Origin of the sequence: Pseudoalteromonas sp. JC28, from assembly GCF_013319255.1 — a bacterium.
Taxonomy (GTDB): domain Bacteria; phylum Pseudomonadota; class Gammaproteobacteria; order Enterobacterales; family Alteromonadaceae; genus Pseudoalteromonas.
Window position 1 is genome coordinate 85062 of the sequence record NZ_QOKX01000007.1, and the last position, 25867, is coordinate 110928.

Here is a 25867-nt window from a genome sequence, read left to right on the forward strand (position 1 = left end):
TAATGGTAATATCGTTTATTAAATTCTTCGCCACAGCGCTGAGATAAAACCGATACTACTTAAACGGTGTGAGTTAGCGTAAAACTGAAAAATTCATGCTAACGTCATTATAGTTTAATAAATAGGACATTTGTCCGAAGAGCCATCTAGATGTTTCAATATCATTTTTCAACCAATTTGGTAGAACAGTTACTCGCTTTTGCTGGTAATAGTTTTCAGCACAGCAAAAAAGAAGTCTTGATCCACCAAGATGAACCATTGAGTAAACTCATATTGGTGACCAGTGGCACTGTGTCTTTTAGTTATGATGTCGGTAACGGTCGTCGTCTATTACTCGGACAACTGGACTGTAACAACACGCTAATTGGCGAAATCGAAGCGCTGAATCATCAGCCTTGTATTTATACCGTGACTTGCTTGAGCGATGTAACCTATCACCTCATTGAGCTAAAATATTGGCGAAAATTACTGCTTGAGCAGCCGGAGCTGAGCCTATATACCGCGCAAACCATCGCTGCTAAGTTTACTGAAAACCAAAAGATAAACTTAGACAAGTTGCTGTTGCCGCTGAGCTACAACATTGCTAAAGACTGCTTATTACGTGCCGAGAATTCGAATCCAACATTACTTCGTGCCTATTCAACGGTAAGTGCTGAAGCCGAAAGATTTGCGACCACTGAGCGTGCATATCGTCGGGTGGTAAGTGAATTGGTAGAAAAGGGCTTGATAGTACGTAGTAGTGAAGGCTTAAAGCCAGTCGATGTTGACGCGCTTGAGGATTTTGTTGATAGCTTCGCGCAAGCTTAATTTTTCGCGGTTAGAATAACTAGGGCGAGTACTTTCTCGCCCTTGAGTACTGATTAACTTATTTTGCAAATAGGTGTTTAATATTTGCTAAGTCAGACTTTCCTTCCACTAATTCTTCCGGTGTTAAACCTGACAGCTCGTGAGGGAATACCAACCACTCATCAGACTCATGAATAAAATAATCTGGTGTCATTGGTACTTTTTTGTTTGCTGGCTTGTAGTATGGGCAAGCAACACGAATATCGCGAGGCAAGTTCAGGCGCATTAACTCTGCAAGCTTTTCTTTCAACGCAAAAATACTGCGGCCAGAATCAAACACGTCATCAACGATTAGTAATGAATCGTCAGCGTTTGCATTTTCAACAATGTAATGCAAACCGTGAACTTTGATTTCTTTAGATTGCTTACCAATGCCATAGTAAGAAGAAGTACGTACTGCGATATGATCAGTCTCTATACCTTTGTAATCGTAGTATTCTTGAACTGCGATACCAATAGGCGCACCACCACGCCAAATACCGATAATAAAGTCAGGTCTAAACCCGTCTTCATAAACTTTAGCGGCTAAGCGAAATGAATCTTCTAGCAATTGTTGCGCTGTGATATAGCACTTATCTGACATAAATACCCCGTTAGGAAGCCCGTGTGATGGTGACAAGCAGCAAGCGCTGCCAATTGATACCAATTACAATTGTTTGCAAGCCATAGGCACTTGTGTGATTGGTATAACCGAATATTTTAACGTAAAGCGCAATAAAATGCTGCAATAATAGTGTCTTTTTATTTTCATTTTTTGATTTGAGGAGCCATATTCTAAAGTTAAGGATCGCCGGGTGAACCGGCTCCTACGCAAAGTTCAATGGGTGAACAGACACCTGCGTAGCATTATTTAATTGGTGGGAGCGAGTTCACCTCGCGATAGTTTTCAACAGATAAAAATAAGGCCGCGGTGGGCGGCCTATATCGGTTATTCTTCGGTATCTACGCTGGCGTCATTGTCTTCTGGTGTCTCAACACCATTGTGCTCCAGATCATAGCTATCTACGCGCTGTAATCCGCGCGGTAACTTATTACCTCTGCGCCCTCGCTCACCGTAATAGTGCTCTAAATCACTCGGCTTTAAGGTTAGCTTGCGCTTACCTGCATGTAAGGTAACAGAAACGCCTTCAGGTACTACCGCTAACACTTTGACAAACTCTTCGCGGCTTTGCACTTTCGCGCTAGGGATAGAGATAATCTTATTCCCCTTACCTTTACCAAGCTTAGGTAAATCACGTAATGGGAATAGCAGCATTCTGCCTTCGCTCGAAATCGCCATACACATATCGGTGGCAACATCAAATACCTGGATAGGAGCCATCAAATGCGCACCTTTTGGCACGCTAACGAACGCTTTACCATTTTTGTTTTTGCTCACCATATCAGCAAAGTCACTGATAAAACCGTAACCGCCATCGGTCGCCATCAGATAAGTCGATTTGTCTTCGCCCATGACCACATGTTCAAAGTTACATCCTGACGCTAAGTTAAAGCGCCCCGTCATCGGTTCACCCTGACTCCGGGCTGAAGGTAAGCTATGCGCATCGGTTGCAAAGGCTCGCCCTGAAGTATCTAAGAACACCGCAGGCTGATTACTCTTGCCTTTCGCAGAGGCTTTATAACAGTCTCCTGAGCGGTAGCTTAGCCCTTCGGCATCGATATCATGGCCCTTCGCAAAACGCGCCCAGCCTTTTTCAGATAGCACAACAGTTACAGACTCTGATGGGATCAAATCTTTTTCGCTAAGCGCTTTGGCTTCACCACGCTCAACTACCGGTGAGCGTCTATCATCGCCATACAATTCAGCAGCTTCTTGGATTTCTTTTTTCATCAACGTCGACATACGACGCTCAGAGCCTAAGGTTTTTTCCAATCCATCACGCTCTTTTTCAAGCTCATCCTGCTCACCACGGATCTTCATTTCTTCAAGCTTTGCAAGGTGGCGTAATTTCAGGTCTAGAATTGCTTCTGCCTGCTTATCTGAAAGACCAAAACGCGCTATTAACTCTTCTTTTGGTTTGTCTTCGTTGCGAATGATTTCGATGACTTCATCGATATTCAAAAATGCAATCATCAAACCTTCAAGAATATGCAAACGCGCAAGCACTTTGTCTAAACGATACTGCAAACGTCTACGCACCGTTTCACGACGGAATACTAACCACTCAGATAAAATCTGACGCAAGTCTTTAACTTGTGGACGCCCGTCTAAACCAATCATATTGATGTTAACACGGTAGTTCTTTTCAAGATCCGTCGTGGCAAATAGGTGCGCCATTAATGGCTCGACCTTAACTCGATTTGAGCGCGGTACGATGACGATACGCGTCGGATTTTCATGATCCGATTCGTCACGTAAATCCGCTACCATAGGGAGTTTCTTCGCTGTCATTTGTGCTGCTATCTGCTCTAGCACCTTGGCACCCGAACATTGATGTGGCAACGCGGTGATCACCACTTCGCCTTGCTCTTCGGTGTACACAGCACGCATCTTGATTGAGCCACGACCTGTGGTGTAAAGCTTTTTGATCTCTTCTTGCGGCGTAATGATTTCCGCATCGGTTGGATAATCTGGCGCTTTGACCAATTCTAGAATTTCTTCTAGTTCGGTTTTAGGCTTATCCAATAACAAACAACAAGCTTCAGCAACTTCACGTACGTTATGCGGCGGAATATCGGTTGCCATCCCCACCGCAATACCCGTCACCCCATTCAGCAAGATATGTGGTAAACGCGCGGGTAACACTTGCGGCTCATCTAAGGTGCCATCAAAGTTAGCGGTCCAATCGACCGTACCTTGGCCAAGCTCTTTCAGCAGTACTTCTGAGAACTTAGATAAACGCGCCTCAGTATAACGCATCGCAGCAAATGATTTAGGATCATCCGCAGCACCCCAGTTACCTTGGCCATCTACCAGCGGATAGCGATAAGAAAACGGCTGCGCCATGAGTACCATGGCCTCATAACAAGCACTGTCGCCATGAGGGTGATATTTACCCAATACGTCACCAACGGTACGGGCAGATTTTTTGTATTTTGCTTGAGCAGATAAGCCCAGCTCACTCATCGCATATACAATACGACGTTGTACAGGCTTCAGGCCGTCACCAATATGTGGTAACGCCCTATCCATGATCACATACATGGAATAGTTCAGATAGGCATCTTCAGTAAAACGCCCCATCGGAAGTTGTTCAATGCCTTGCAAGGACAAGGCTTGAGGATCTGTCATGTTACACCTTACTTGTTGTTGTAGCTGATGCGATATATCGCATTGGCGTAATCATCGGAAACGAGCAGGCTACCGTCGTCGAGTTCTGCAATTGCGGCTGGTCGACCATGGGTTGTTTCGTTTTCCATAAAGCCGGTAAGGAAAGGTTCATAGCCTCTAATTTGGCCATCTTGCACATTTGCTCGCATTACTCGATAGCCCACTTTTTTGCTGCGGTTCCAAGAACCATGTTCAGCAACAAAAAGCTGATGCTTCATTGCCTTTGGAAATTGCTCGCCACGGTAAAAGTGAATGCCCAGCGGTGCAACGTGCGCTTGTAGTGCAAGTGCTGGCATGGCGTAGTCAGTCACCGATTTACCCTCGCCAAATTCAGGGTCTAGCACGCTGCCGCCATGAACATAGGGGAAGCCAAAATGCTGACCAATTTCGTCAACACGGTTGATTTCACATGGTGGAATGTCATCTCCCATCATGTCACGACCGTTGTCGCTGAACCATAACTTTCCAGTTACTGGGTGATAATCAAAACCCACTGAGTTACGCACGCCTTTGGCAATCGTCGAAAGCTTTTTCGTCTCAAGATTTAGTGAAAATATACGGCCAAACTTAGGGTCTTCGGCACAAATATTACAAGGCACGCCAACTGGAATGATCAGTTCGCCTTCCGGCGATACTGTCAGGTACTTCCAGCCGTGGTGACGTTTGTCAGGCAAATCATCGAACACCACTTCTTTTACCGGTGCCTTGAGGTTTTTTGCGATTTGCTTAAAACGCACAATACGCTCAACTTCAGCAACATATAAGTCACCGTCTTTTAGGGCGATACCGGAGGGCATATTCAGCCCTTCTGCAACCAAGATTTTCTTGTCGGCTACGCCATCACGGTTGTTGTCAATGAGTGCGTGAACTTTACCCGCTTTACGAGAGCCAACATACACAGTGCCATCTTTGCCCACCGCCATTTGTCTCGCATTTTCAACATCTTTCGCAAAATAGCTCAGCTCATACCCTTTAGGTACTGAAAGGCGCGAAAGCATATCATTTGCCAGCGCAGGTGAGCTTAATAACGCTACTGCCAGCGTCGTCGCTACCGTGGTCAATTTACTATGTATTTTCATGTTAAACCTCTGCCTTATCTCCGTGCTGCTCAAGCCAAATTTTACGGTCGCTAGAGCGCTTTTTAGCTAACAGCATATCCATCATTTCGAGGGTTTGTTCAGGCTCATCTAATGTCAGCTGAACTAAACGTCTAGTATTTGGATCCATAGTGGTTTCACGCAATTGCAACGGGTTCATTTCACCCAACCCTTTAAAGCGCTGTACGTTGACTTTACCGCGTTTCTTTTCGGCCTCGATACGGTCTAAAATGCCCTTTTTCTCATCTTCATCAAGGGCGTAGTAAACTTCTTTACCAACATCAATGCGAAATAGCGGCGGCATGGCAACAAAAACGTGGCCCTTACGAACAAGCTCTGGGAAGTGCTTCACAAAGAGTGCGCATAATAAAGTTGCAATGTGAAGTCCGTCAGAATCCGCATCCGCGAGGATACATACTTTGCCATAGCGCAGGCCTGATAAATCTTCAGAGTCTGGGTCAATACCTAAGGCAACAGAAATATCATGTACTTCTTGCGAGGCTAAGATCTGTCCAGATTCCACTTCCCAGGTATTTAGGATTTTACCGCGCAGCGGCATGATTGCTTGAAACTCACGGTCTCGTGCTTGTTTTGCTGAGCCACCTGCTGAGTCCCCTTCCACCAAAAAGATTTCTGAGCGTTCGGTTTCACTCCCAGAACAATCGGTTAATTTACCCGGTAAAGCAGGACCCGAAGTGACTTTTTTACGAACCACTTTTTTTGCAGCACGCAAACGTTTTTGCGCATTGCTAATACACAGCTCAGCAAGTAACTCTGCAGTTTCAGTGTGTTCGTTTAACCATAAACTAAAGGCGTCTTTGACAATGCCAGACACAAAGGTAGCGCACGAACGTGATGACAGCTTTTCTTTGGTTTGACCGGCAAATTGTGGGTCTTGCATTTTAACCGACAAGACATAACTACAGCGGTCCCAAACATCATCAGGCGTCAGTTTCACGCCACGCGGGATCAGGTTTCTGAATTCACAAAACTCACGCATCGCTTCAAGTAAGCCCTGGCGTAACCCATTTACATGGGTTCCGCCTTGTGCCGTTGGAATAAGGTTTACGTAGCTTTCAGCGATGGATTCCCCGCCCTCAGGCAACCAATGAAGCGCCCAATCAACCCCTTCGGTTGAGCCACTGAAACTGCCTGTAAATGGGGATTTCGGCAGCACTTCGTAGCCTTCAGCGCTGTCTTTTAGGTAATCCTCAAGACCTGCCTCGTAGTGCCATTCTTGCGTTTCTTTCGTCTGGTTATTTACGAAACGAATTCTAAGCCCTGGACACAATACAGCCTTAGCTTTGAGCAAGTGGTTTAACTTAGTAATTGAGAAGTTAGCTGAGTCAAAATAACTCGCGTCGGGCCAAAAGTGTACTGAGGTGCCGGTATTACGCTTACCAACGCTGCCGGTCACTCTTAAGTCTTCGACTTTATCGCCGTTTTCAAATGCCATTTCATAGATTTGCGCATCGCGTTTAACGGTAATTTCGACCCGAGTCGACAACGCATTAACAACCGATATACCCACCCCATGAAGACCACCGGAGAACTGGTAGTTTTTATTGGAAAACTTGCCCCCGGCATGAAGTTTGGTCAGGATCAATTCAACCCCAGGCACGCCCTCTTCTGGGTGAATGTCCACAGGCATTCCTCGACCGTCATCGATGACTTCAAAGGAGTTGTCTTCATGCAAGATCACGTCAATCTTGGTGGCATGTCCGGCTAAGGCTTCATCGACACTGTTATCGATAACCTCTTGGCCTAAATGATTAGGTCTGGTGGTATCGGTATACATGCCAGGACGGCGCTTAACTGGCTCTAAGCCATTGAGTACCTCAATAGCTTCGGCATTATAGTTTTGCTGACTCATAGGCTAGTTCTAGTTATCTTTTTATCCGCTAGTATATGCACAACATACAGTTTTGAGCAGAGCTTTGTGCATAAATTCTAATTTTTGATAGTTAAAAATTTGGTGATGGTGTCAAAATAGCGTGGAAATTCAACAAAGCTATGATCCCCACCAAACTCAATAATTTGACGACAATGACTATAATAACGCACCGCCTCTGCAAAAGGCAGCACCTCGTCGCCCGTTTGTTGCAATAATAGCAAGTTTTCTGGATTACTCAGCTGCTCGACATACATGGATTTTAACGCATCAATATGTTCATACTGCAGCTCATAATGACAGTCCTGATAAGGATTGTATTGTGGTCCAAGGTAGTCATTTAATAATGAAAAAGGCCTAACTGCAGGGTTTATCACCACCGCTTTACAGCCAAGATGTTGCGAAAAGTAGGTGGCGTAATAGCCGCCTAACGAGCTACCTAATAACACAGTATCAGAATCAATGACGCTATCCAACTGTGCCAATGCGACTCTCGGGTCATAATGTAGTCTTGGGACAAGGTATGGCGTTTGTTTATCCATCATATATTCACCAAACGCCGTCGCTTTATAGGATAGCTCAGAGCTATTAAAGCCGTGAATATAAACTACTTTCCGAGCCATTTTACCTCTGTTGTTATAGCGCTTTTACTAAATACGATGACACGATAAGCGGGACCCAAATCAGACTGATACCAGTCCTTTGTGTGCTTATCAAATTGGATTGATGTTGCAGGCGTAGCGTAGATAGGTAAAGTGCGAAATTGTTGTTGATATTCATTATGCACATGACCATGAAATAGCCCTAAGACTTGCTCTGAATCCACCAACAGGTTTAACAGTGCAGGACCATTTTCGAGCATATGTTTATCTAAATAGCCATCTATCGGCCTAGGATGGTGGTGAGCAAAAACAATCGTATTGTTGTTGATATTATTGTTAAGCTTGTCTTTGAGCGCACCTAAATGTGACTTAGCACACCATCCGGCGGGTGTTTCACCCTTTGAGTTTAACAGTAACACCTGCCCAAACGGACCTGTGATGCATTTATGACGGACGATTTGCCCAGCACTTATTTCTTCGAGTAAAGCTAGCTCGTCGTGGTTACCCGGCACCCAAAGCACCGGACATTGCAACTTACTCTCCCTCACTATACGAGCAAACTCATGATAAGAAGCCGCACTGTGATCTTGTGTTAAATCACCGCCAAACACCACACAATCGAAATGCTCTTTTGCCATCGCGGCGAAAGTGCGTTCAAGGTTAGCGGCGGTATTTACCGCAAAATATTCCCCAGAGGGCGTGGCAAACAAATGGCAATCCGTAAAATGACCAATACGAATTTGCGCTTTATCGAATTGCAGCTCGAGATCAAACCAAGCCATTGTTTACATCCCAGTTTAAATGCACGCGGCCTTTTTCTAAACACACCATAAGCCAATCAGCTAAAAACGCATTTATTTGATACTTTTCATCTTTTTGGTGCATATCAGGATTTGGGTAACCATAGGATGGCTTTATTCGACGATGATAATCACGGTGAATTACTTCAGCCACTTTAGCATCATGGTAGAGGCGCACAGACAACGAAAAGTGTGGCAAATGGGCGCTTACTGTCGCCATCTGCTCGATGTGAATGTCCGTTGTGTATTTACTGACTCCAGCTACGCTCAAACTGTATCGCGCAGAGGCTAAGTCAATCACTCGACTCTCACCGACCACTTCTTCAGGTAGCAATTTTAGCGCCCGTAAATAATTACGTTCGCACAGCGTGATGTAACGGGGCAGAGATTGAATATACTGCTTTGAGCTCAGCACTTGTGACAAAAATACGACTCCTAAACTGCTTCTATATCCGCGCTTTATTTAATGCCAACCATTGTAGACTAATAACAGTGGCAGCGTTATCGATTTCCTCATTATCAAGACGTGCAAGGGCTTCATCAAGTGGCATCACATGCACTTTAATATCTTCACCTTCTTCAGCCAGTCCATAAACCCCACTCGCTTTAGATAAATCAGCAAGCGCTAGATACAAATATAGTCGCTCTGTTGTACCACCTGGGCTTGATAAATAAGAGCGCATATAAATGAGCTTATCAAGCTCAAGTCCAGCTTCTTCTTTGGCTTCTTTTCTTGCAACACTCTCATAGTCTTCGCTCCCTTCTGCCATCCCTGCAATGCATTCCAAAAGCCAAGGAGAGTGTTTTGAAGCCAACGCTCCAATGCGAATTTGCTCGATAAGCAACACACTGCCTGTAACAGGATCATACGGCAATATTGCAACCGCATGACCACGCTCTAATATCTCGCGAGTTATCAGCTCTGATACACCGCCATTAAATAAGGCATGGGTAAATTGGTACTTGTGAATGGTAAAAAAACCATTGAAGATTGTTTCTATTGAAGAAACATTGACGTCGACTTTGTTGAACTGACTCAAAGGTTTCATAAAATAATCCTGTGTTTTTTAATAGCAACGGTTTAAAAGCTAACCAATCGCCCTTATAGTAGGGTCATACCTGAATAAGTAAACGAAGTCGTTTACCTTTAACTTTTTCCACTTTACAATACCCAAGTGGTATTAATATATTCTGTTACACTTGTTGGCGATGTTTTACGCATTTGGTCTTTAATTGGGCCGCAAAAACAGGGTAACATGCTGACAGTATAAAAATTGTCTAAGGACTGAGCGAAAAATGAAAAAAACTCTACTATCATTAGTTGTTGGGTTGTCGTGCGCACTTTCAAGCAGCCTGTCCCACGCGGAAGACCTACTGCAAGTATACGACATTGCAACGGCTAACGATCCTACCGTATTAAAGGCTAAAGCGCAGGCTGATGCGCAAAAATATGCACAAGACCAAGCATTAGGCGTATTGCTACCTCAGCTTGGCTTTCAAATGAGTTATACAGACGTTAACTCTGAAGGTCCATCGAGCCAGCAAAATGACTCGACAGGCTACACCATGTTTGAGTCTGACACTGACACCTTTCAGCGTTCAATCTCTCTAAGCCAAACCATTTTTGATATGGCATCTTGGCAGGGTCTTTCAATTGCAGAAAAACGTGCAATGCAAGCATCGACGCAATATGAGCAGCAAAAGCAAACTTTGATTGTCCGTATCGCTGAAGGTTACTTTAATGTACTAAGTGCGTTAGATAGCCTAGAGTTTGTACAAGCCGAGAAGCGCGCTATTGAACGTCAACTAGAGCAGACAAAACAACGCTACGAAGTAGGTTTGACAGCAATTACAGACGTGCATGAAGCAAGAGCACAATTTGACCGTGCAGTTGCAGACGAAATCATAGCAAGTAATGCAGTTGAAACAGCACGTGAAACATTACGTACGATTACTGGTAAGTACCACGCTAAGCTAGATAAGTTAAACACTGAAAAGTTCTCAACAGTTAAGCCTACGCAGAATACGAACGATTTTATCGAAATTGCAAAAGCGAAGAATCTAGACCTTCAAGTTGCAAAATCTGCGGTAGACATCGCAAAAGATCAAATTGATTTAGCTAAATCTGGGCATTACCCAACACTAAACTTAAACGCTACTTACTCTGATTCTTTAGCTGACAGTGCAGGTAGACAACATGCACCACGTAGCGACAGAACTTCGGTAGGCTTAACGTTAGACGTACCAATTTACACAGGTGGCCGTACAGTTGCAGCAACAGATCAAGCTCGCGCAAACTTTGTTGCTAGCAGCGAAGATATGGAAGCGGCAATGCGTAACATGACACGATCAGTGATCACGTCTTATAACCAAGTGGTTTCAGACGTTGCAACTTACCGTGCGCTAGAGCAAGCGGTTGTTTCAGCAGAAAGTGCATTACAAGCAACTGAAGCGGGTTTTGATGTAGGTACTCGTACCATCGTTGACGTACTAGTCAGCACGCAAAACCTGTATAACGCGAAACGTAACTTAGCTGATATCCGTTATCGCTACGTACTATCATCGCTACGCTTAAAACAAGCAGCAGGTACACTATCTCGTACCGATCTTGAAGCAATTAACCAAGGTTTGATTGAAGGCTAAGTACTTCGATTATCACCTCTGAAAAGGCCAGCTATGCTGGCTTTTTGTATTTTTACAGCAATATAGATAAACTAGCCTCTTCAATTAAGTCTCAGGTATATTACTTTGGTTACTCACTCACCTTTCAGATGGTCATTCTTAGCACCTAAATTTTGGCTGACTTGGCTTGGTGTTTTCGCCCTGTATTTGATCTCATGGCTCCCACAAGGTGTTCAATTTACACTGGGTAGAGGCCTTGGACGTCTAGTTCATAAATATATGAAACGCCGCCGTCATATTGCTGATGTCAATTTGAAACTTTGCTTTCCACAGCTAAGTGAAGCAGAACACAAAGCTATGCTACTAAAAAATATGGAAAATACCGGCATAGCAACTCTTGAAACGGGGATGGCATGGTGGTGGCCAGAGTGGCGCATCAATCAAGTAGTGGGCTCTATTAAGGGATTAGAGCATATTGAAGCCGTGCAAAAGCAAGGAAAAGGGGTACTTATGCTGGTTCCCCATATGTTGCATCTTGAGATGGCAAGCCGAGTGCTAGGCACTAAAGTGCAAGGTGTTGGCTTTTATCGCCCACACAATAATCCACTTATGGAGTTTTTTATGACCCGTGGGCGACTACGCTCAAATGAGTATTTAGTCACTAAGCGAGACGTCAAAGGCTTATTGAAAACACTCTCAAGCAAACGCGTGTGTTATTACTTGCCAGATCAAGATTATGGCCGCAAGCGCTGTGAGTTTGCCCCTTTCTTTGCGGTTCCTGATGCAGCAACAACAACTGGTACTTTATTATTTTCTTCAAGCAAAAAGGCTGAGACTTTAAGCTTACACTGTACGAGAGACGCAAAAGGGATGTATCATTTAGACATACAACCTATTTTAGAAGCATTCCCAAGTGGCAATGATCTTGCAGATGTTACTCGCGTCAACGAGAGAATGGAGCAAGCAATCAATTGTGCGCCGGATCAATATATGTGGGTGCATCGTCGCTTTAAAACGCGACCTGATGAAAAGGCACCTTCGTTTTATTAGGGCCTAGAGTCTTGGAGTAGTTTGAAATGGCTAAGAAGAAAAAAAATAAATTATCGTCAATCTGGTTTTGGACTAAACACCTATCACTAGGCGTGTTACTCATTTGGGCTGCCTACTATTTTCTTTTTGGTGCCTCTAAAGATATGAACTTTAGGGAAACCACCAATGTTGCAGCGCAAGGCCTGTCGCAATTTTACGAAAGCTTTCGAAATAGCATGAGCAATCGTGATACCGATCGTGAAAAGTATGTTATCACACTCGGAAAGCCCACCTATCCGCTTGACGATGCGCTAGCACAAAGAGCGCTCGCAGTTAAACCATCTAACCCTAAATGGACCGGTGAAAAACAACCAAGACGCTTTGACACAGGCGATACTTTAAAAGATGTACTTACAAAGCAAGCCAAAGAAGAAGGTGTGGAACTGTTTTGGTATCTAGAGCGTGACTATGTGGTGAAGTATAACTTCCGTCTCGATACTGACTTTGTTTCTGCACTCTATCAGGTTGGAACGGCGATAAACGACGACTTTGAATTTCAAGTCTACACATTTTTCTGCCCGCGAGAGCGTGCTGCGGTTATCACCGAAAACCCACCAATCTATGTACGTGAAAACTGCCGTAAGCTAGCGGGTTAAGCAAGTACCCGCTGCCAAACTTGAGTGACTTGTTGTGCGTGTTGATCAAACGCTTCACGCCCAACAACCCTGCCTAATTGGTTTAAGCTATTAAAATGATATTGATCTCTAAACAAACAATATGCAGAGATTAAGTGCTTCATTTCATCACTATCAATCACTTCAACTTCACCCGCTTGCTCTAAAATACGTATATTATCTGGATAAGTACAAAGTGCTGGATACTGACTGCTATATCGCAACACAATGTACTGACTGATAAATTCAATATCCGTCATGCCGCCAATTCCCTGCTTTAAGTCAAAGTGACTGTCACTATCTTGGTTAAGGTGGGCTCGCATTTTTTCACGCATATTGCGAACATCTTCCGCTAATTTAGGCATGTCTCGCTGCTGCATTAGTATTGCATGACGTATTTCCTCAAATCGTGCGGCCATTTTCGACTCACCTAACACCATACGAGCTCTCACTAGCGCCTGATGCTCCCATGTCCAAGCTTGCTCTAACTGGTATTGGTAAAAGCTTTCTAGATTGATAGCGAGTAAGCCCGAGTTTCCTTCAGGGCGAAGTCGAGTATCTAATTCGTAAAGCATGCCAGAGAGCGTTTTGGTATTGAACAAATGCATTAAACGCTGTGCCAGCTTCATATAAAACTGTCTTGAAGAGATAGCTTTATCACCCTGAGTTTGGCTTTCGCCGTCACGATTATGCACAAACACTAAGTCTAGATCTGAGTTGTAACCGAGCTCATATCCCCCAGCCTTGCCATACGCTATTACAGCAAAGCCTTTTTCTTCTATTGTTGCACCTTCAGGCGCACCAAAACGCGCCACCATATGCCCCCAAGCAATATCGACGGCTTTTGCGATAATCGCCTCAGCAAGCGCAGTTAGATGATCGCTCACCTTCATAATATCCAACACGCCAGTGGCGTCTGCAGCCGCGACTTTTAGCTGATGCGTTTGTTTAAATTGTCGCAGCGCTTCCATCTGTAGCTCAACATCTTGCTCATCTATACGTAAAAATGCTTGCTGGATCTCGTTTTTATAGGCCGTTAATGGCAAAGGTTTGTAGAGAGTTTGTGGGTCGATAAGCTCATCAAGGAGGATCGGGTATTTCGCAATATGCTCAGCAATCCACGCGCTATGACAACAAAGCTTGATAAGTTGAGTCAACGCACCGTGATTTTCGTAAAGTAGCTCCAAATATGCAGTACGAGACGCTACTTTATTGATCACACTGAGCACGCGAGCGAGCGCCGGCTCCATGTTTTGTTTACTAAGCTCTCGTAGCAAGGCTGGCATTAACTTATCGAGAATATCGCGACCACGAGTGCCCGCCTGCTTTTTACTTAGCCCTTGTTTAAACTCCATCAAGTCAGTTTGCCAAGTCTCAAAACACGGTGCAGCTCGGCACTGGCCTAGCTGAGCAATTTCTCCCGTTTGCCACGCGTAAACCGCGCTATCGTCTTCATCTAATTCTTCTTCAGGCGGTTCACCAATGACTTGACTAAACTCAGCCCGGATATGCTGCGTCACAACCTTTAGCATTTGCTCAACTTCGGCGTAATCGTTACATTGCAATAAGTGGCTCAGGCGCAGACAATCTAAGTTGTTGTCGGGTAAAGTTTGCGTTTGTTTGTCGTCAAATGCTTGTAGATATTGCTCAACTTTACGCAGCACTAAATAGTTCTCATGCAGACGGTTTTTGACCTCGACAGGGACAATATCAAGCGCTTCAAGCTCTTCTAATGCCTGTAACAATGAAGGGGTTTGTAATGGCGTTTCGCGACCGCCGCGTATCAGTTGCAAAGCCTGCACAATAAACTCTACTTCTCGAATGCCACCAGCGCCCAGCTTTATGTTATTCGTTAAGCCTTTGCGTCTCACCTCTTGGGCAATCATATTTTTCATCTTTCGCAGTGAATCTATCACAGAAAAGTCGATATAACGGCGATAGACGAACGGCCGAATTAAGTCGTAAAACTCTTGCCAATACGGCGACGGTTCACCAATTGGCCGCGCCTTTAACATCGCATAGCGCTCCCATTCTCGACCTTGATCTTGGTAATAATCTTCCATCGCGGCATAGCTCATTACCAAAGGACCACTATCCCCAAATGGTCTTAAACGCATATCGACTCTGAATACTTGGCCATCAATGGTAACTTGATTAAGCGCTGAAATAAGTTTTTGTGCCACTCTAGTGTAAAAAACTTGCGCCTCAATACTGCGCCGGCCACCGGATGTGTCGACACTTCTCGGATAGGCAAAGATCAAATCGATATCAGAGGAAAAATTCAGCTCCTTACCACCAAGCTTTCCCATGCCTAATACCGTCATAGGTATCGAGTTACCAGCCTCATCTTTTGGTGAGCCTGATTGCGCTTCTACGCTTAAGTACGCCCATCGGTACGCATTTGAAATCAAGGTATCGGACAGCTGCGAAATATAGCGAATACTGTCATCAATCTCATTGCCTGCAACCAAATCCAGCCACATCACTTTAAGCCAATACTTTAACCGATAGTGACGCAGCTGCTGCCAAGCTTGTTTTTCTTCAACCAAAGGCGCGGAAAAGTCAAACACATCAGGACAGTCGCGCATTTGCATCTGCGATTCATCGAGCAGCCAAGCTCCCCACTCAGGAAATCGTGTAAGCGTACGCTCGGCAAAATCACTCAACGCCAGTAACCGTGCCAGTTTGGGCTCCATCGGCGCATCACCATAAATCATTTGGTAACGCTCTTGAGCAAGCGTATTTAGCGCTGCTTGAACAAACAATTCCGACATAAAAAACTCCACGGTAGACTGGCTCTCTTTGTGAGCAGTGTTATAGTAACTCTATCTAAAACACAACCTTACACCGAGTATGAGTTATTTGTCTTTAAACAATATCAACTTTTTAGCGATTTTGATTTGCTTTGTCATTGTCTGCGGTTTAACTATTTTGCTGCGCTTAATGATCCAACGTAGCGCCAACAATCTCCTTGATGACGAGCTCGCACAACGTGACAACTTTGCACTTGGGATCAGCTATGCCAGTCAAGTGACGATGCTGTGTATTTGTGTTGCATACTTATTCAATGACTTAGGCGTGGTGAGGGCGCAGGCACACCCTCTGCAAGTGGCCTTACATATAGGGTTGATCATTGCCTTTGTATACTTCGGCCAATGGATCCATCGCAAATGGATTCTGTATCAGTTTGACGAAGAAGAAGCGATTTTAAAGCAAAATATCTGCGCCGCGATGGTGGACTCCGGCATGTTACTCGGTAACACCATATTGGTGCTTGGTTTATATCATTGGGTGCACCCGAAAGGCTGGAGCGATCTATTAGTCGTAGCCCTCGGCTTTATGCTATTGCAGCTGCTTTATACGCTAGATAGTAAAATCAGAGAAAGTCGCTTTGCCAAGTTCAATCAAGGGGCTTCTTTACAGCAAAATTTTAATCTCAGAAACACTTCTATTGGTATTCGTTATGCAGGCAAATCCATCGGCCTCTCTTTAGCCATGTATGCGGGGCTGCACAGCGCTCCCTACCATGGAGCAAAAGTGGTAGAAAACTTGTTTTCGGTTGTCATGCATTGCGGTGTAATGTGGCTTTTTCTTTACATTGGTAGCTACGTATTGCTGCATTTATCCTTACCTAAGGTCAATATTGGTCTAGAGGTAGACCACCAAGATAACGTTGGCATCGCATGTTTGGAGTTTGCAGTTTTCTGCTCAATAGGCTATTTACTTATTAACTTGTTTTCGGTGTAACGCAATACTGCATGAATGCTTTAAGTGATGGACTTTTACTGGTAGATAGCAATTGGGATTTTAGCCAAGAACTCGTCGAGCATTTGCAAAATGTGCGCTCTAGCCAAGCCAGTAATATAATTATCGCAGGTGACAACACCAAACAAATGCTCAAGATGATGTTTAAAGAGCAAATAAAAGACTACTGTTATTGTGACTTTGACAATGAAATCAGCGTCTCTGAACTTGCCAGCTATTTGCACCGTCATCATAACATTAATGCTGTGCTGCTCTATTCTCTGGACTATCATTTAGCTACCGAGGAGCAGCGCTTTATTTTTGATTCTCTTCACCCACACCGGTTTTTAATCGAACAAACCCCGCAAGGTTTTCAGATCACTAAACAGCACTCACAAGCATTAATCAATCACTTATCTTGTCATCCGGATACCGCGGGCCTCCCCGACCCTGACTTGATGCTTGCTAAGCTCACCGGGTTACTTTGCGGTAAAGCTAAAGTGGCAGGATGATGTAGACTAACCGTGCGCGAGCGCTTACCATTGCCACAAAACAGCAACTGAATAATCGAATTATGCGTATTCCACATATTTATCAAGACTCGCCTTTGGCCATTGGTGTGCCAGTTACTTTGGACGATGACGCCGCAGGACACATAGGCCGAGTGCTTAGAATGACAACCAAAGATAAAGTCAGCCTGTTCAACGGACAGGGCGGCGAGTACCTATGTCAATTAAGTGAAGTTGGGAAAAAGAAAGTCGTTGCTGTACCTGAATCATTTGAAGACAAAAATGTAGAATCCCCACTTGCCATACATCTTGGGCAAGGGATTTCTCGCGGTGATAAAATGGACTTCACAATTCAAAAGTCGGTAGAGCTGGGTGTGAGCGAAATCACCCCTTTGTTTACCACACGCTGTGGCGTTAAATTAAGTGGCGAGCGTCTAGCAAAAAAACACCAGCAATGGCAAAAGATAGCAATTGCCGCGGCCGAGCAATCCGGACGTAATACCATCACTATTATTAACCCACCGATGGAGTTGTCTGAATGGCTTGCACAGCAAAGCGACGAGTTAAAAATCACACTGCACCCTCGCGCCGAACATTCAATAAAAACACTGCCGTATAGTCAGTCTGGGATCCGCTTTTTAGTGGGGCCTGAAGGCGGCTTTACCGATGAAGAGCTCGATGCTACCGCTCAACAGCGGTTTGTTGATGTCCGTTTAGGCCCACGTGTACTTCGTACAGAAACCGCAGCGCTAACGGTACTGAGCGCACTACAGCTGCAATTTGGCGATTTAGCACTTTAAATACACAGAGCAACCCCCATATCATGGGTAAACTCAGCAAGCGCAATGGGAGCGTCTATGACGATTAAATTAGGGATCATTTCCGATCCAATCAGTGGCTTTAACATTAAAAAAGACACCGGGTTTGCCATGATGCTGGCGGCACAGCAGCGCGGCTATGAATTGTATTACATGGAAATGAATGACCTTTTCTTGTACCAAGGCGTTGCCAAAGCAACCGCGGCAAAAGCGCAGGTATTTGACGATACTTCCCATTGGTATGAACTAGCTGAGAAACAAGAAATCGACTTAGGCGACCTTGACGTTATTTTAATGCGTAAAGATCCGCCTTTTGACACTGAATATATTTACGCCACTTATATTCTTGAGCGCGCTGAACTTGCGGGTTCGCTTGTGGTAAATAAACCACAAAGTCTGCGCGACGCCAATGAAAAGCTCTTTACGGCGTGGTTTAGTGAGCATACTCCAGATACTTTGGTTACGCGTAATCAATCACAAATTCGCGAGTTTTTAGCTAAACATGGCGATATCATTCTCAAGCCTTTAGATGGGATGGGCGGCGCGTCTATTTTTAGAGTGAAACAAGATGATGTAAATATTGGCGTGATCTGCGAAACACTTACCGAGCATGGTTCTCGCTATGCGATGGCGCAAAACTATATTCCAGCCATTAAAGACGGTGATAAGCGCGTGTTAGTGGTAGACGGTGAAGTGATGCCGTACTGCTTGGCTCGCATTCCACAAGGCGGTGAAACTCGTGGTAATCTCGCGGCAGGCGGCCGTGGTGAAGCAAGACCTATTAGCGAATCGGACCGTAAAATTGCCGAAGCCATTGCCCCAACGTTAAAGGCAAAGGGCCTAATATTCGTTGGCCTAGATATCATTGGCGATAAGCTCACCGAAATCAACGTCACCGCACCAACTTGCGTAAAAGAAATTGAAGCGGCGTATGACATTTCAATTATGGATAAGTTTTATGATGCGATCGAGCGAAAACTCGACCATACTAAAAACTAACCATTAAGGGGGTCTGGTTATGAAATCACTCGCTAATCACTTTTTAGTGGCAATGCCCAGCATGGACGACCCTTTTTTCAATCATACGGTAACCTATCTTTGTGAACACAGCGAAGATGGCGCGATGGGGTTGGTGGTAAACCACCCTATCGATATCACCGTGGGCGAATTGCTTGATCAAATTGATATCGATAACGACAAATCTAGCCAAGCGGCTAAGGTAAATATCTACGCAGGTGGGCCTGTTCATACCGACAGAGGCTTTGTATTACATACGCCAAAGTTTGGTTACGCCTCAAGCCAAGAGCTTAGTTCCGAAATTATGATCACCACATCAAAAGATGTTTTAGCCTCTTTAACGTCATCACACTCTCCCGAAGGATTTATCATCACCTTGGGCTACGCCGGATGGGTAAGTGGTCAGCTAGAGAAAGAACTGAAAGAAAACACTTGGTTAGTCGTCGAGGCTGACCCCGAAATCATATTTAATACGCCACCCGAAAAGCGTTGGGAAAAAGCAGTGCAAATGCTTGGTTTCGACGTTGCACAATTAAGCTCGCAAGCGGGTCATGCGTAACTAGCCTGTCATTTTGAGCTTAGGTTAATAAACGAAGTATTCATGGAAATCAAAAAAGAAAAAGTGCCTAAAGGTAAACGTAGCATCATCGGTTTTGACTTTGGCACTAAAAGTATCGGCTTGGCTATCGGCCAAGAAATCACCGCAACCGCATCAAGCTTAGGTGCAGTTAAGGCAAACGATGGTATTCCAAATTGGGATGACATCGCGGTATTCATTAACGAGTGGCAACCTGATTTATTAGTGGTTGGCTTACCACTGAATATGGATGGTACCAATCAAGATTTAACATTCAGGGCAAAAAAGTTTGCCAACCGCCTGCATAACCACTTCCGGTTGCCGGTAGAAACACAAGATGAGCGCTTGACGACAGCTGACGCCAGAGCACGCTTATTTGAACAAGGTGGCTATAAGAACCTCGCAAAAGGTAAGGTAGACGGCATGTCTGCTTGTATCATTCTCGAAAGCTACTTTGAGGCAATGTGGGAATAGCCTGCCTAACTCTTGGGCTTGTTGAGCTTTATTTTCCACCAAGTGAATTGATATTCATACACGGCATAGTCGGTGTAGCGATAACACACTAAAAATATCAATCTAACGCCGACCTTTAATATCAAAAATTCAGTACTGATATTAAAGGTACGGCTAACTGTCTGTAAAAGTCCATCATATTTAACGGACTCTCAACGCTTTCAATCACCAGCAGTAAGGCAACTCTTATTCCCCTAAACACTTTGGTGAAATCGCCATTTTTGTACACCTAGCAAAGCAACTCTAGCCACGAATAGTGTATGAATGACTAGCGGATCTCCTGTACGGGGTTTACGACTTGGTACTTATCCAAATCAGGTATTAACCCTGCTTGCTGATATGCGCCAGTGATCCGGCCTTGCTCACGAAGTATTGCAAGACCTTTTTGTAATGCAGCAAACGCTCGTTCACCTTCTGGATGAAGCCGAGACACCGCAAAGTGCCTGCTGTCGTTTAACAGCACGACTAGATGTTCATTAGCAATGAGCTCAACATCTTCCAAAACAAAACGATTATCTAGCTTCGGCATAAGCGGCATCAACATAAAGTCGACCCAACCTTTGCTCACCATACGCGCTTGTGACATCCAATCGGGTTCAGCATGAAGCTGTTTAAGCGGAAGTGACTCCAAGGTTTGCCAATCAGTCTGCCACTTAGGGTTCGATACCGAAGTTAACTGAGTGAGCCCTTGCTCCGCTTTTAGCTGCTTTACTTTTTGATTATCTATCCCGTGATAAATACCAGCAAAATACTGACCTTTTTGAATAACGGGCTCACTGATGAAAAGCAGCCGACCTTTATTTTCAAGGTCTGCTTTCCAATAACTATCAAAGTGAAGTAGTTGTTCCCCTTTTTCAAGCAAATTGGATTCACGAAAACTGACAAAACCTGGCGTAAAAATAAATGCTTTGTCGAAGCCACCTTTTTGCAAGGCTTGCTGTGCTATCACCATATCGACAACATCACGGCGTAAATACTGGCCACTAAAATCGGTAATTTTTGTGACGTCGCGCTCACCAACAAAACGTTGATAATCTGCGAGGACATCATCTCTAATAAAAACATTAAGTGCTTCGCTGGCATTAAGTACACCAGCAAAGCTCAGCACGAAAGTGAAAAATAGGTAGCTGCGTTTAGTTCTTCGAATCCAACCCATCTACCGTAACCCCTTGTAGGAAGCCCGCACCTTTTTGTTCATTATTTTGCAGCTTGATCATCAAGCGCAGATCGTTTGGCGAGTCAGCATGATGTAGTGCGTCGGCATAGTTGATCCGCTGCTGCTTATAAAGCTCAAACAACGCTTGATCAAAGGTTTGCATGCCCATGTCTTTCGATTTTGCCATTGCCTCTTTAATCGAGCCAATATCGCCTTTTTTAATAAGCTCGGCAACGAGTGGGGAGTTCAGTAACACTTCAATGGCCGCCTCTCGACCTTCGCCTTTTGAAGAAGGCACTAGTTGTTGCGCCACAATAGCGCGCAAGTTCAGCGCCAAATCGTACTTCAGTTTATCGTGCTTTTCTTTGGGGACTAAGTGCATGATACGGTCGATGGCTTGGTTAGCATTATTGGCGTGCAAGGTTGCAACGCATAAATGCCCCGTTTCAGCAAAGCTCAGTGCATACTCCATGGTTTCTTGCGAGCGAATTTCACCAATTAAAATAACATCTGGCGCTTGGCGTAATGAACTTTTTAAGGCAGATTCAAAACTGTCAGTATCAATGCCCACCTCACGCTGAGTAATGATGCTTTTTTGGTGTTGATGCACAAATTCGATGGGATCTTCAATGGTCAAAATATGGCCACGTTGGTTACGATTACGATAACCGAGCAGTGCTGCAAGCGAAGTTGACTTACCCGTGCCCGTACCACCTACAAATAACACCAAGCCACGTTTGGACATGATTACATCGGTCAGTACCGACGGCAAACCTAGCTCATTGACATCAGGAATAGCAGTAACGATACGGCGGATAACCATGCCCGCACAATCCCGTTGCCAAAATGCTGAAACACGAAAACGCCCGATATCGTTAGCAATCGCAAAGTTGCACTCTTTAGTGTTAAAGAATTCTTGCTTTTGCTTGTCGCTCATAATCGAGGTAACAAGATTCAGTGACTGCGCGGCATCCAGTCTTTCTTCACTTAAGGCTCTAAGTTCGCCATCGATTTTGGCGCTCACCGCAAGCCCTGCCGAAACGAATAAGTCGGATGCTTGCTGATTGGCCATCGTTTGCAAAAACGGTTCTATATTCATCGCTACACCACTACTTAATAGCCGCTATTAAACTGATTTTTGTCATGCGCTTTTGCACGCGCATCTTGCTGTGTGATCAAACCACGGTTTAATAAATTTGTAAGGCATTGATCCATGGTCTGCATACCGTGCATTGCACCAGTTTGAATTGCCGAATACATCTGTGCAATCTTGTCTTCACGAATAAGGTTACGAATAGCAGGGATCCCGAGCATGATTTCATGCGCTGCGATTCGCCCGCCGCCAACTTTTTTCACCAACGTTTGTGAAATCACCGCTTGTAGCGACTCTGACAGCATAGATCGCACCATGTCTTTTTCTTCACCTGGGAACACATCCACAATACGGTCGATGGTTTTTGGTGCTGAGGTAGTATGCAAAGTACCAAATACTAAGTGGCCTGTTTCCGCGGCAGTTAGCGCTAAACGAATGGTCTCAAGATCACGTAATTCACCAACTAAAATAACGTCAGGGTCTTCACGGAGTGCACTTCTCAGCGCCGCGTTAAAGCTGTGTGTGTCTCTATGTACTTCACGTTGGTTAATAAGGCTTTGCTTGTTGTCGTGAACAAATTCTATCGGGTCTTCGATGGTTAGAATATGGTGATGTTTGTTGTTATTAATATAATCCACCATCGCAGCCAGCGTGGTTGATTTACCAGAGCCTGTCGGGCCGGTTACCAATACTAAGCCACGTGGGTTGTCGGAAATCTTAGTGAAAATGTCTGGTGCCCCCAAATCATCTAAGCTCAGCACTTGATTTGGAATGGTACGGAACACCGCAGCAGGACCACGATTTGAATTAAAGGCGTTAACACGAAAACGCGCCAGATTTGGCACTTCGAACGAGAAATCTACCTCAAGGTTTTGCTCATAGTCACGACGTTGATTATCATTCATAATATCGTAGATGAGGCTGCTGACGTCTTTTGCTTCTAACGGCGGGATATTCACCCGACGTACGTCCCCGTCAACACGTATCATAGGGGAAACACCCGAAGAAAGGTGTAGGTCAGATGCTTTGTGTTGAACACTAAAAGCCAATAATTCTGTAATATCCATTTATAACTCCACAATGAGCACTAGTACTATATGGTTACAATAGCAGAACGCTTAGATAACGCCTACGGCAGGATAGAAAAAGCCAAACAAAACTGTCAATTCAGCGAAACAGTACAATTACTCGCGGTTTCTAAAACCAAACCTATCGCCGATATTGAGGCTGCAATTGCGGCAGGTCAAACCCAATTCGGTGAATCTTACGTACAAGAAGCGGTTGATAAAGTTGCCTATTTTAAACAAAACAAAGCGCTTGAATGGCACTTTATTGGTCCAATCCAGTCCAATAAATCAAGATTAGTCGCCGAAAACTTTCATTGGGTACAAAGCGTGGATAGAGAGAAAATCGCACGCAGGCTAAATGAGCAAAGACCAACAAACTTGAAGCCACTCAAGGTGCTATTGCAGGTCAATATTAGCGGTGATGACAACAAATCAGGTTGTCATCCCAATGAGGTTGATACGCTCGCGCAATTTATTAATGACTGTCGTCAATTGGAGCTTCGTGGCTTGATGACTATCACTGAGCAAACCGATGATAAACAAAAGCAATTACAATATTTCCAGCAAATGCGCGCTTGCTTTGATAGACTAAAGGACCAATATCAACAGCTAGATACCTTATCGATGGGAATGAGTGGCGATTTAGACACTGCGATTGCAGCAGGTTCCACTATGGTTCGCATTGGTACTGATATTTTTGGCAAACGACAGTGAGGTGAATAACACAATGTCAAACAAGACAATTGCATTTATTGGAACGGGAAATATGAGCTATGCCATTATCGGTGGCATGATCAAAAGTGGCTTTGACGCGCAGTCTATTATTGCCACCAACCGCAATGCAGAGAAACTTGCCAAAGTCGCAGAGCAATTATCGGTAAAAACAACACAAGATAATCTAGAAGCAGTCGCCGCGGCTGACGTCATTGTCTTGTCTGTAAAACCACAGATGATGGCCGAGCTGTGTCAGACCTTTCAAGATGCAGATATTGATATTAGCAATAAACTGTTTATCTCTGTCGCCGCCGGAATTACCGTTGCACGACTGAGAGAAATGCTCGGCCAACCGGTAAAAATGGTGCGCTGTATGCCTAACACGCCATCGTTGCTTGGACGCGGTGTGTCTGGCTTGTATGGCGTCGACATCAGCGATGAAGAAAAAGACTATGTTGAGCAAGTATTTTCATCCACAGGTATTGCCCTGTGGCTTGATGAAGAGTCGAAAATCAACGACGTTATTGCGGTAACAGGTTCGTCTCCAGCGTATTTCTTCTTATTTATGGAAGCCATTGAAGAAAAGGCTAAAGCCCTAGGTTTTAGTCCTGAGGAAGCCAGAAAGCTTGTGCAGCAAACTGCGCTAGGCGCGGCTGAAATGGCATTATCGCAACCTGAAATTAGCATTGCTCAGCTACGCGCTAACGTCACCTCTAAAGGTGGCACAACCCACGCAGCCGTTGAGTATTTAAAAGCACAGCAATTACCAAAAACCGTAGCGGACGCGATGGATGCATGTATCGCGCGCGCTGAAGCAATGGAAAAAGAAATCTAAAGGTGACCAATGAATGCCATGCAATTTTTAGTCGGGATCGTATTTGATCTATTTTTAATGGTCGTATTACTACGATTCTGGTTGCAGCTTGTCAAAGCGGACTTTTATAACCCGCTAAGCCAAGCGGTTGTTAAAGCAACCTCTTTTGCCGTGAACCCGCTGAGAAAAATCATTCCGGGTGTGGGCGGTTTAGATCTTGCCTCTTTGGTGCTGGCATTCATGATTGGTTTTGCCAAAATGGCGACGCTGATGGCGTTATTCGGTGGTTACTTTGACGCTTTAGGCGCGCTGATTGGTGGCGCTATTACGGTAGTAAAAGAAGCATTTAGTCTGGTGTTCTGGATCCTTATTATTCGTGCCATTTTAAGTTGGGTAGCGCAAGGCTACAATCCAGTCGCCGCCGTGTTCGAGCAATTAACAGAGCCGATGCTAAGACCTATTCGTAAAGTGATCCCACCGCTAGGCGGACTGGACTTATCTATTTTAGTCCTAATTATCGGCATGCAATTTTTGCAGATTCTAATGATGGATTTACTGAGATAGGAGCATCCCAATGAAACCATTTATTATTGTGTTAATGATGCTGCTTGCACCGGGCGTATTCGCTCAAGATGAACAAGGCGGCCAATTTAAAGACTTAGGTCCTTGGGAAGTGCATTATATCGCCTTCCCGTCTACCTTTGTTCAGCCCACAATTGCAAAAGCGTATGGCTTAATTCGTAGTGGTAACAAAGCGATTGTGAATATCTCGGTCTTGGCCGACAAGCCAGGAAAACCAGCAGTTAAGGCACGCGTTGCAGGTAGCGCCAAAAACTTACTTGGTAAAACCGTACAGCTAGAGTTTAAAGAAGTCGTAGAAGGTGAGGCAATATACTATCTTGCCCAATTAGATTACGACGATGAAGATATTTTTCGTTTCGACATTGAGATCAGTGAAGGTAAGCAAAGCCGCAAACTCACGTTCTCACAAAAGTTTTATGTAGAGTAGAGAA

At 44.6% G+C, this 25867-nt stretch carries 26 protein-coding genes; 14 read left to right on the forward strand and 12 right to left on the reverse strand.

Features of this window, described 5'->3' with window-relative positions; all coding sequences use genetic code 11:
* Nucleotides 1–150 precede the first annotated feature (150 nt).
* Nucleotides 151–807, forward strand: a complete 657-nt coding sequence (locus DS891_RS15865) for a Crp/Fnr family transcriptional regulator (protein WP_010607695.1) — start codon at nucleotides 151–153, stop codon at nucleotides 805–807.
* 58 nt (nucleotides 808–865) lie between these two features.
* On the opposite strand, the gene DS891_RS15870 is transcribed toward DS891_RS15865, so the two are convergent.
* The 8 genes from DS891_RS15870 to DS891_RS15905 form a co-directional block, all read right to left on the reverse strand.
* Nucleotides 866–1429, reverse strand: coding sequence for a phosphoribosyltransferase (locus DS891_RS15870; RefSeq protein WP_010607696.1), 564 nt, complete (start codon nucleotides 1427–1429; stop codon nucleotides 866–868).
* A gap of 345 nt (nucleotides 1430–1774) precedes the next feature.
* The gene (parC, locus tag DS891_RS15875) at nucleotides 1775–4078 is read right to left on the reverse strand and encodes a DNA topoisomerase IV subunit A (protein WP_174170315.1); all 2304 of its coding nucleotides are present in this window, start codon (nucleotides 4076–4078) and stop codon (nucleotides 1775–1777) included.
* A gap of 8 nt (nucleotides 4079–4086) precedes the next feature.
* Complete coding sequence (locus DS891_RS15880; RefSeq protein WP_174170316.1) at nucleotides 4087–5196, reverse strand: sorbosone dehydrogenase family protein; 1110 nt, start codon at nucleotides 5194–5196, stop codon at nucleotides 4087–4089.
* A 1-nt stretch (nucleotide 5197) separates the two neighbouring features.
* Nucleotides 5198–7087: a DNA topoisomerase IV subunit B gene (gene parE / locus DS891_RS15885; protein ID WP_174170317.1), complete on the reverse strand. Its 1890-nt coding sequence runs from the start codon at nucleotides 7085–7087 to the stop codon at nucleotides 5198–5200.
* A 77-nt stretch (nucleotides 7088–7164) separates the two neighbouring features.
* The gene (locus DS891_RS15890) at nucleotides 7165–7728 is read right to left on the reverse strand and encodes a YqiA/YcfP family alpha/beta fold hydrolase (RefSeq protein WP_174170318.1); all 564 of its coding nucleotides are present in this window, start codon (nucleotides 7726–7728) and stop codon (nucleotides 7165–7167) included.
* On the reverse strand, nucleotides 7713–8489 hold the full coding sequence (locus DS891_RS15895; RefSeq protein WP_174170319.1) for a metallophosphoesterase: 777 nt from the start codon (nucleotides 8487–8489) through the stop codon (nucleotides 7713–7715). The genes DS891_RS15890 and DS891_RS15895 overlap by 16 nt, the downstream gene beginning before the upstream one ends.
* Nucleotides 8476–8931: a DUF1249 domain-containing protein gene (locus tag DS891_RS15900; RefSeq protein WP_010379051.1), complete on the reverse strand. Its 456-nt coding sequence runs from the start codon at nucleotides 8929–8931 to the stop codon at nucleotides 8476–8478. The genes DS891_RS15895 and DS891_RS15900 overlap by 14 nt, the downstream gene beginning before the upstream one ends.
* A gap of 22 nt (nucleotides 8932–8953) precedes the next feature.
* Entirely contained in the window at nucleotides 8954–9556 is a 603-nt protein-coding gene (locus tag DS891_RS15905; RefSeq protein WP_174170320.1) for an NUDIX domain-containing protein, read from the reverse strand.
* A gap of 247 nt (nucleotides 9557–9803) precedes the next feature.
* Here DS891_RS15905 and tolC point away from each other — a divergent pair, with 247 nt between their 5' ends.
* The 3 genes from tolC (at nucleotide 9804) to DS891_RS15920 (ending at nucleotide 12814) form a co-directional block, all read left to right on the forward strand.
* Nucleotides 9804–11150: an outer membrane channel protein TolC gene (gene tolC, locus DS891_RS15910; RefSeq protein ID WP_174170321.1), complete on the forward strand. Its 1347-nt coding sequence runs from the start codon at nucleotides 9804–9806 to the stop codon at nucleotides 11148–11150.
* Between the two features lie 105 nt (nucleotides 11151–11255).
* Nucleotides 11256–12179: an LpxL/LpxP family Kdo(2)-lipid IV(A) lauroyl/palmitoleoyl acyltransferase gene (gene lpxL / locus DS891_RS15915; protein WP_010607704.1), complete on the forward strand. Its 924-nt coding sequence runs from the start codon at nucleotides 11256–11258 to the stop codon at nucleotides 12177–12179.
* Nucleotides 12180–12205: 26 nt separating this feature from the next.
* Complete coding sequence (locus tag DS891_RS15920) at nucleotides 12206–12814, forward strand: TcpQ domain-containing protein (protein WP_017217000.1); 609 nt, start codon at nucleotides 12206–12208, stop codon at nucleotides 12812–12814.
* Here the strand turns inward: DS891_RS15920 and glnE are convergent.
* The gene (glnE, locus tag DS891_RS15925; protein WP_174170322.1) at nucleotides 12811–15606 is read right to left on the reverse strand and encodes a bifunctional [glutamate--ammonia ligase]-adenylyl-L-tyrosine phosphorylase/[glutamate--ammonia-ligase] adenylyltransferase; all 2796 of its coding nucleotides are present in this window, start codon (nucleotides 15604–15606) and stop codon (nucleotides 12811–12813) included. The two genes, DS891_RS15920 and glnE, sit on opposite strands and share 4 nt — an antisense overlap.
* 79 nt (nucleotides 15607–15685) lie before the next feature.
* Here glnE and DS891_RS15930 point away from each other — a divergent pair, with 79 nt between their 5' ends.
* From DS891_RS15930 to ruvX, 6 genes are all read left to right on the forward strand, one after another.
* The gene (locus tag DS891_RS15930) at nucleotides 15686–16579 is read left to right on the forward strand and encodes a hypothetical protein (protein ID WP_029215930.1); all 894 of its coding nucleotides are present in this window, start codon (nucleotides 15686–15688) and stop codon (nucleotides 16577–16579) included.
* An 11-nt stretch (nucleotides 16580–16590) separates the two neighbouring features.
* Nucleotides 16591–17088 carry a hypothetical protein gene (locus DS891_RS15935; RefSeq protein WP_010607708.1) on the forward strand — a complete coding sequence of 166 codons (498 nt, stop codon included), beginning with the start codon at nucleotides 16591–16593 and terminating at the stop codon, nucleotides 17086–17088.
* A 62-nt stretch (nucleotides 17089–17150) separates the two neighbouring features.
* Nucleotides 17151–17885, forward strand: coding sequence for a 16S rRNA (uracil(1498)-N(3))-methyltransferase (gene rsmE, locus DS891_RS15940; RefSeq protein WP_010607709.1), 735 nt, complete (start codon nucleotides 17151–17153; stop codon nucleotides 17883–17885).
* Nucleotides 17886–17942: 57 nt separating this feature from the next.
* Nucleotides 17943–18902, forward strand: coding sequence for a glutathione synthase (gene gshB / locus DS891_RS15945; protein ID WP_174170323.1), 960 nt, complete (start codon nucleotides 17943–17945; stop codon nucleotides 18900–18902).
* A 19-nt stretch (nucleotides 18903–18921) separates the two neighbouring features.
* Nucleotides 18922–19479, forward strand: a complete 558-nt coding sequence (locus tag DS891_RS15950) for a YqgE/AlgH family protein (protein ID WP_010607710.1) — start codon at nucleotides 18922–18924, stop codon at nucleotides 19477–19479.
* Nucleotides 19480–19521: 42 nt separating this feature from the next.
* Complete coding sequence (gene ruvX, locus DS891_RS15955; RefSeq protein ID WP_102056175.1) at nucleotides 19522–19971, forward strand: Holliday junction resolvase RuvX; 450 nt, start codon at nucleotides 19522–19524, stop codon at nucleotides 19969–19971.
* A 307-nt stretch (nucleotides 19972–20278) separates the two neighbouring features.
* On the opposite strand, the gene DS891_RS15960 is transcribed toward ruvX, so the two are convergent.
* Genes DS891_RS15960 through DS891_RS15970 form a run of 3 tightly spaced genes read right to left on the reverse strand, consistent with a single transcriptional unit; the run spans nucleotide 20279 to nucleotide 23326 of the window.
* Nucleotides 20279–21166, reverse strand: a complete 888-nt coding sequence (locus DS891_RS15960; RefSeq protein ID WP_174170324.1) for a hypothetical protein — start codon at nucleotides 21164–21166, stop codon at nucleotides 20279–20281.
* Complete coding sequence (locus DS891_RS15965) at nucleotides 21144–22265, reverse strand: PilT/PilU family type 4a pilus ATPase (protein WP_174170325.1); 1122 nt, start codon at nucleotides 22263–22265, stop codon at nucleotides 21144–21146. The genes DS891_RS15960 and DS891_RS15965 overlap by 23 nt, the downstream gene beginning before the upstream one ends.
* 14 nt (nucleotides 22266–22279) lie before the next feature.
* A complete protein-coding gene (locus DS891_RS15970) occupies nucleotides 22280–23326 on the reverse strand; it encodes a type IV pilus twitching motility protein PilT (RefSeq protein ID WP_010379026.1) in 1047 nt (348 codons plus the stop codon).
* 30 nt (nucleotides 23327–23356) lie between these two features.
* Here DS891_RS15970 and DS891_RS15975 point away from each other — a divergent pair, with 30 nt between their 5' ends.
* Genes DS891_RS15975 through DS891_RS15990 form a run of 4 tightly spaced genes read left to right on the forward strand, consistent with a single transcriptional unit; the run spans nucleotide 23357 to nucleotide 25863 of the window.
* Nucleotides 23357–24040, forward strand: coding sequence for a YggS family pyridoxal phosphate-dependent enzyme (locus tag DS891_RS15975; RefSeq protein WP_010607714.1), 684 nt, complete (start codon nucleotides 23357–23359; stop codon nucleotides 24038–24040).
* A gap of 13 nt (nucleotides 24041–24053) precedes the next feature.
* Nucleotides 24054–24875 (forward strand): pyrroline-5-carboxylate reductase, encoded by an 822-nt coding sequence (gene proC / locus DS891_RS15980; protein ID WP_174170326.1) that lies wholly within the window; start codon nucleotides 24054–24056, stop codon nucleotides 24873–24875.
* A 9-nt stretch (nucleotides 24876–24884) separates the two neighbouring features.
* Nucleotides 24885–25418, forward strand: a complete 534-nt coding sequence (locus DS891_RS15985) for a YggT family protein (RefSeq protein ID WP_010607716.1) — start codon at nucleotides 24885–24887, stop codon at nucleotides 25416–25418.
* Nucleotides 25419–25428: 10 nt separating this feature from the next.
* Entirely contained in the window at nucleotides 25429–25863 is a 435-nt protein-coding gene (locus tag DS891_RS15990; RefSeq protein ID WP_010607717.1) for a DUF4426 domain-containing protein, read from the forward strand.
* Nucleotides 25864–25867: the final 4 nt, after the last annotated feature.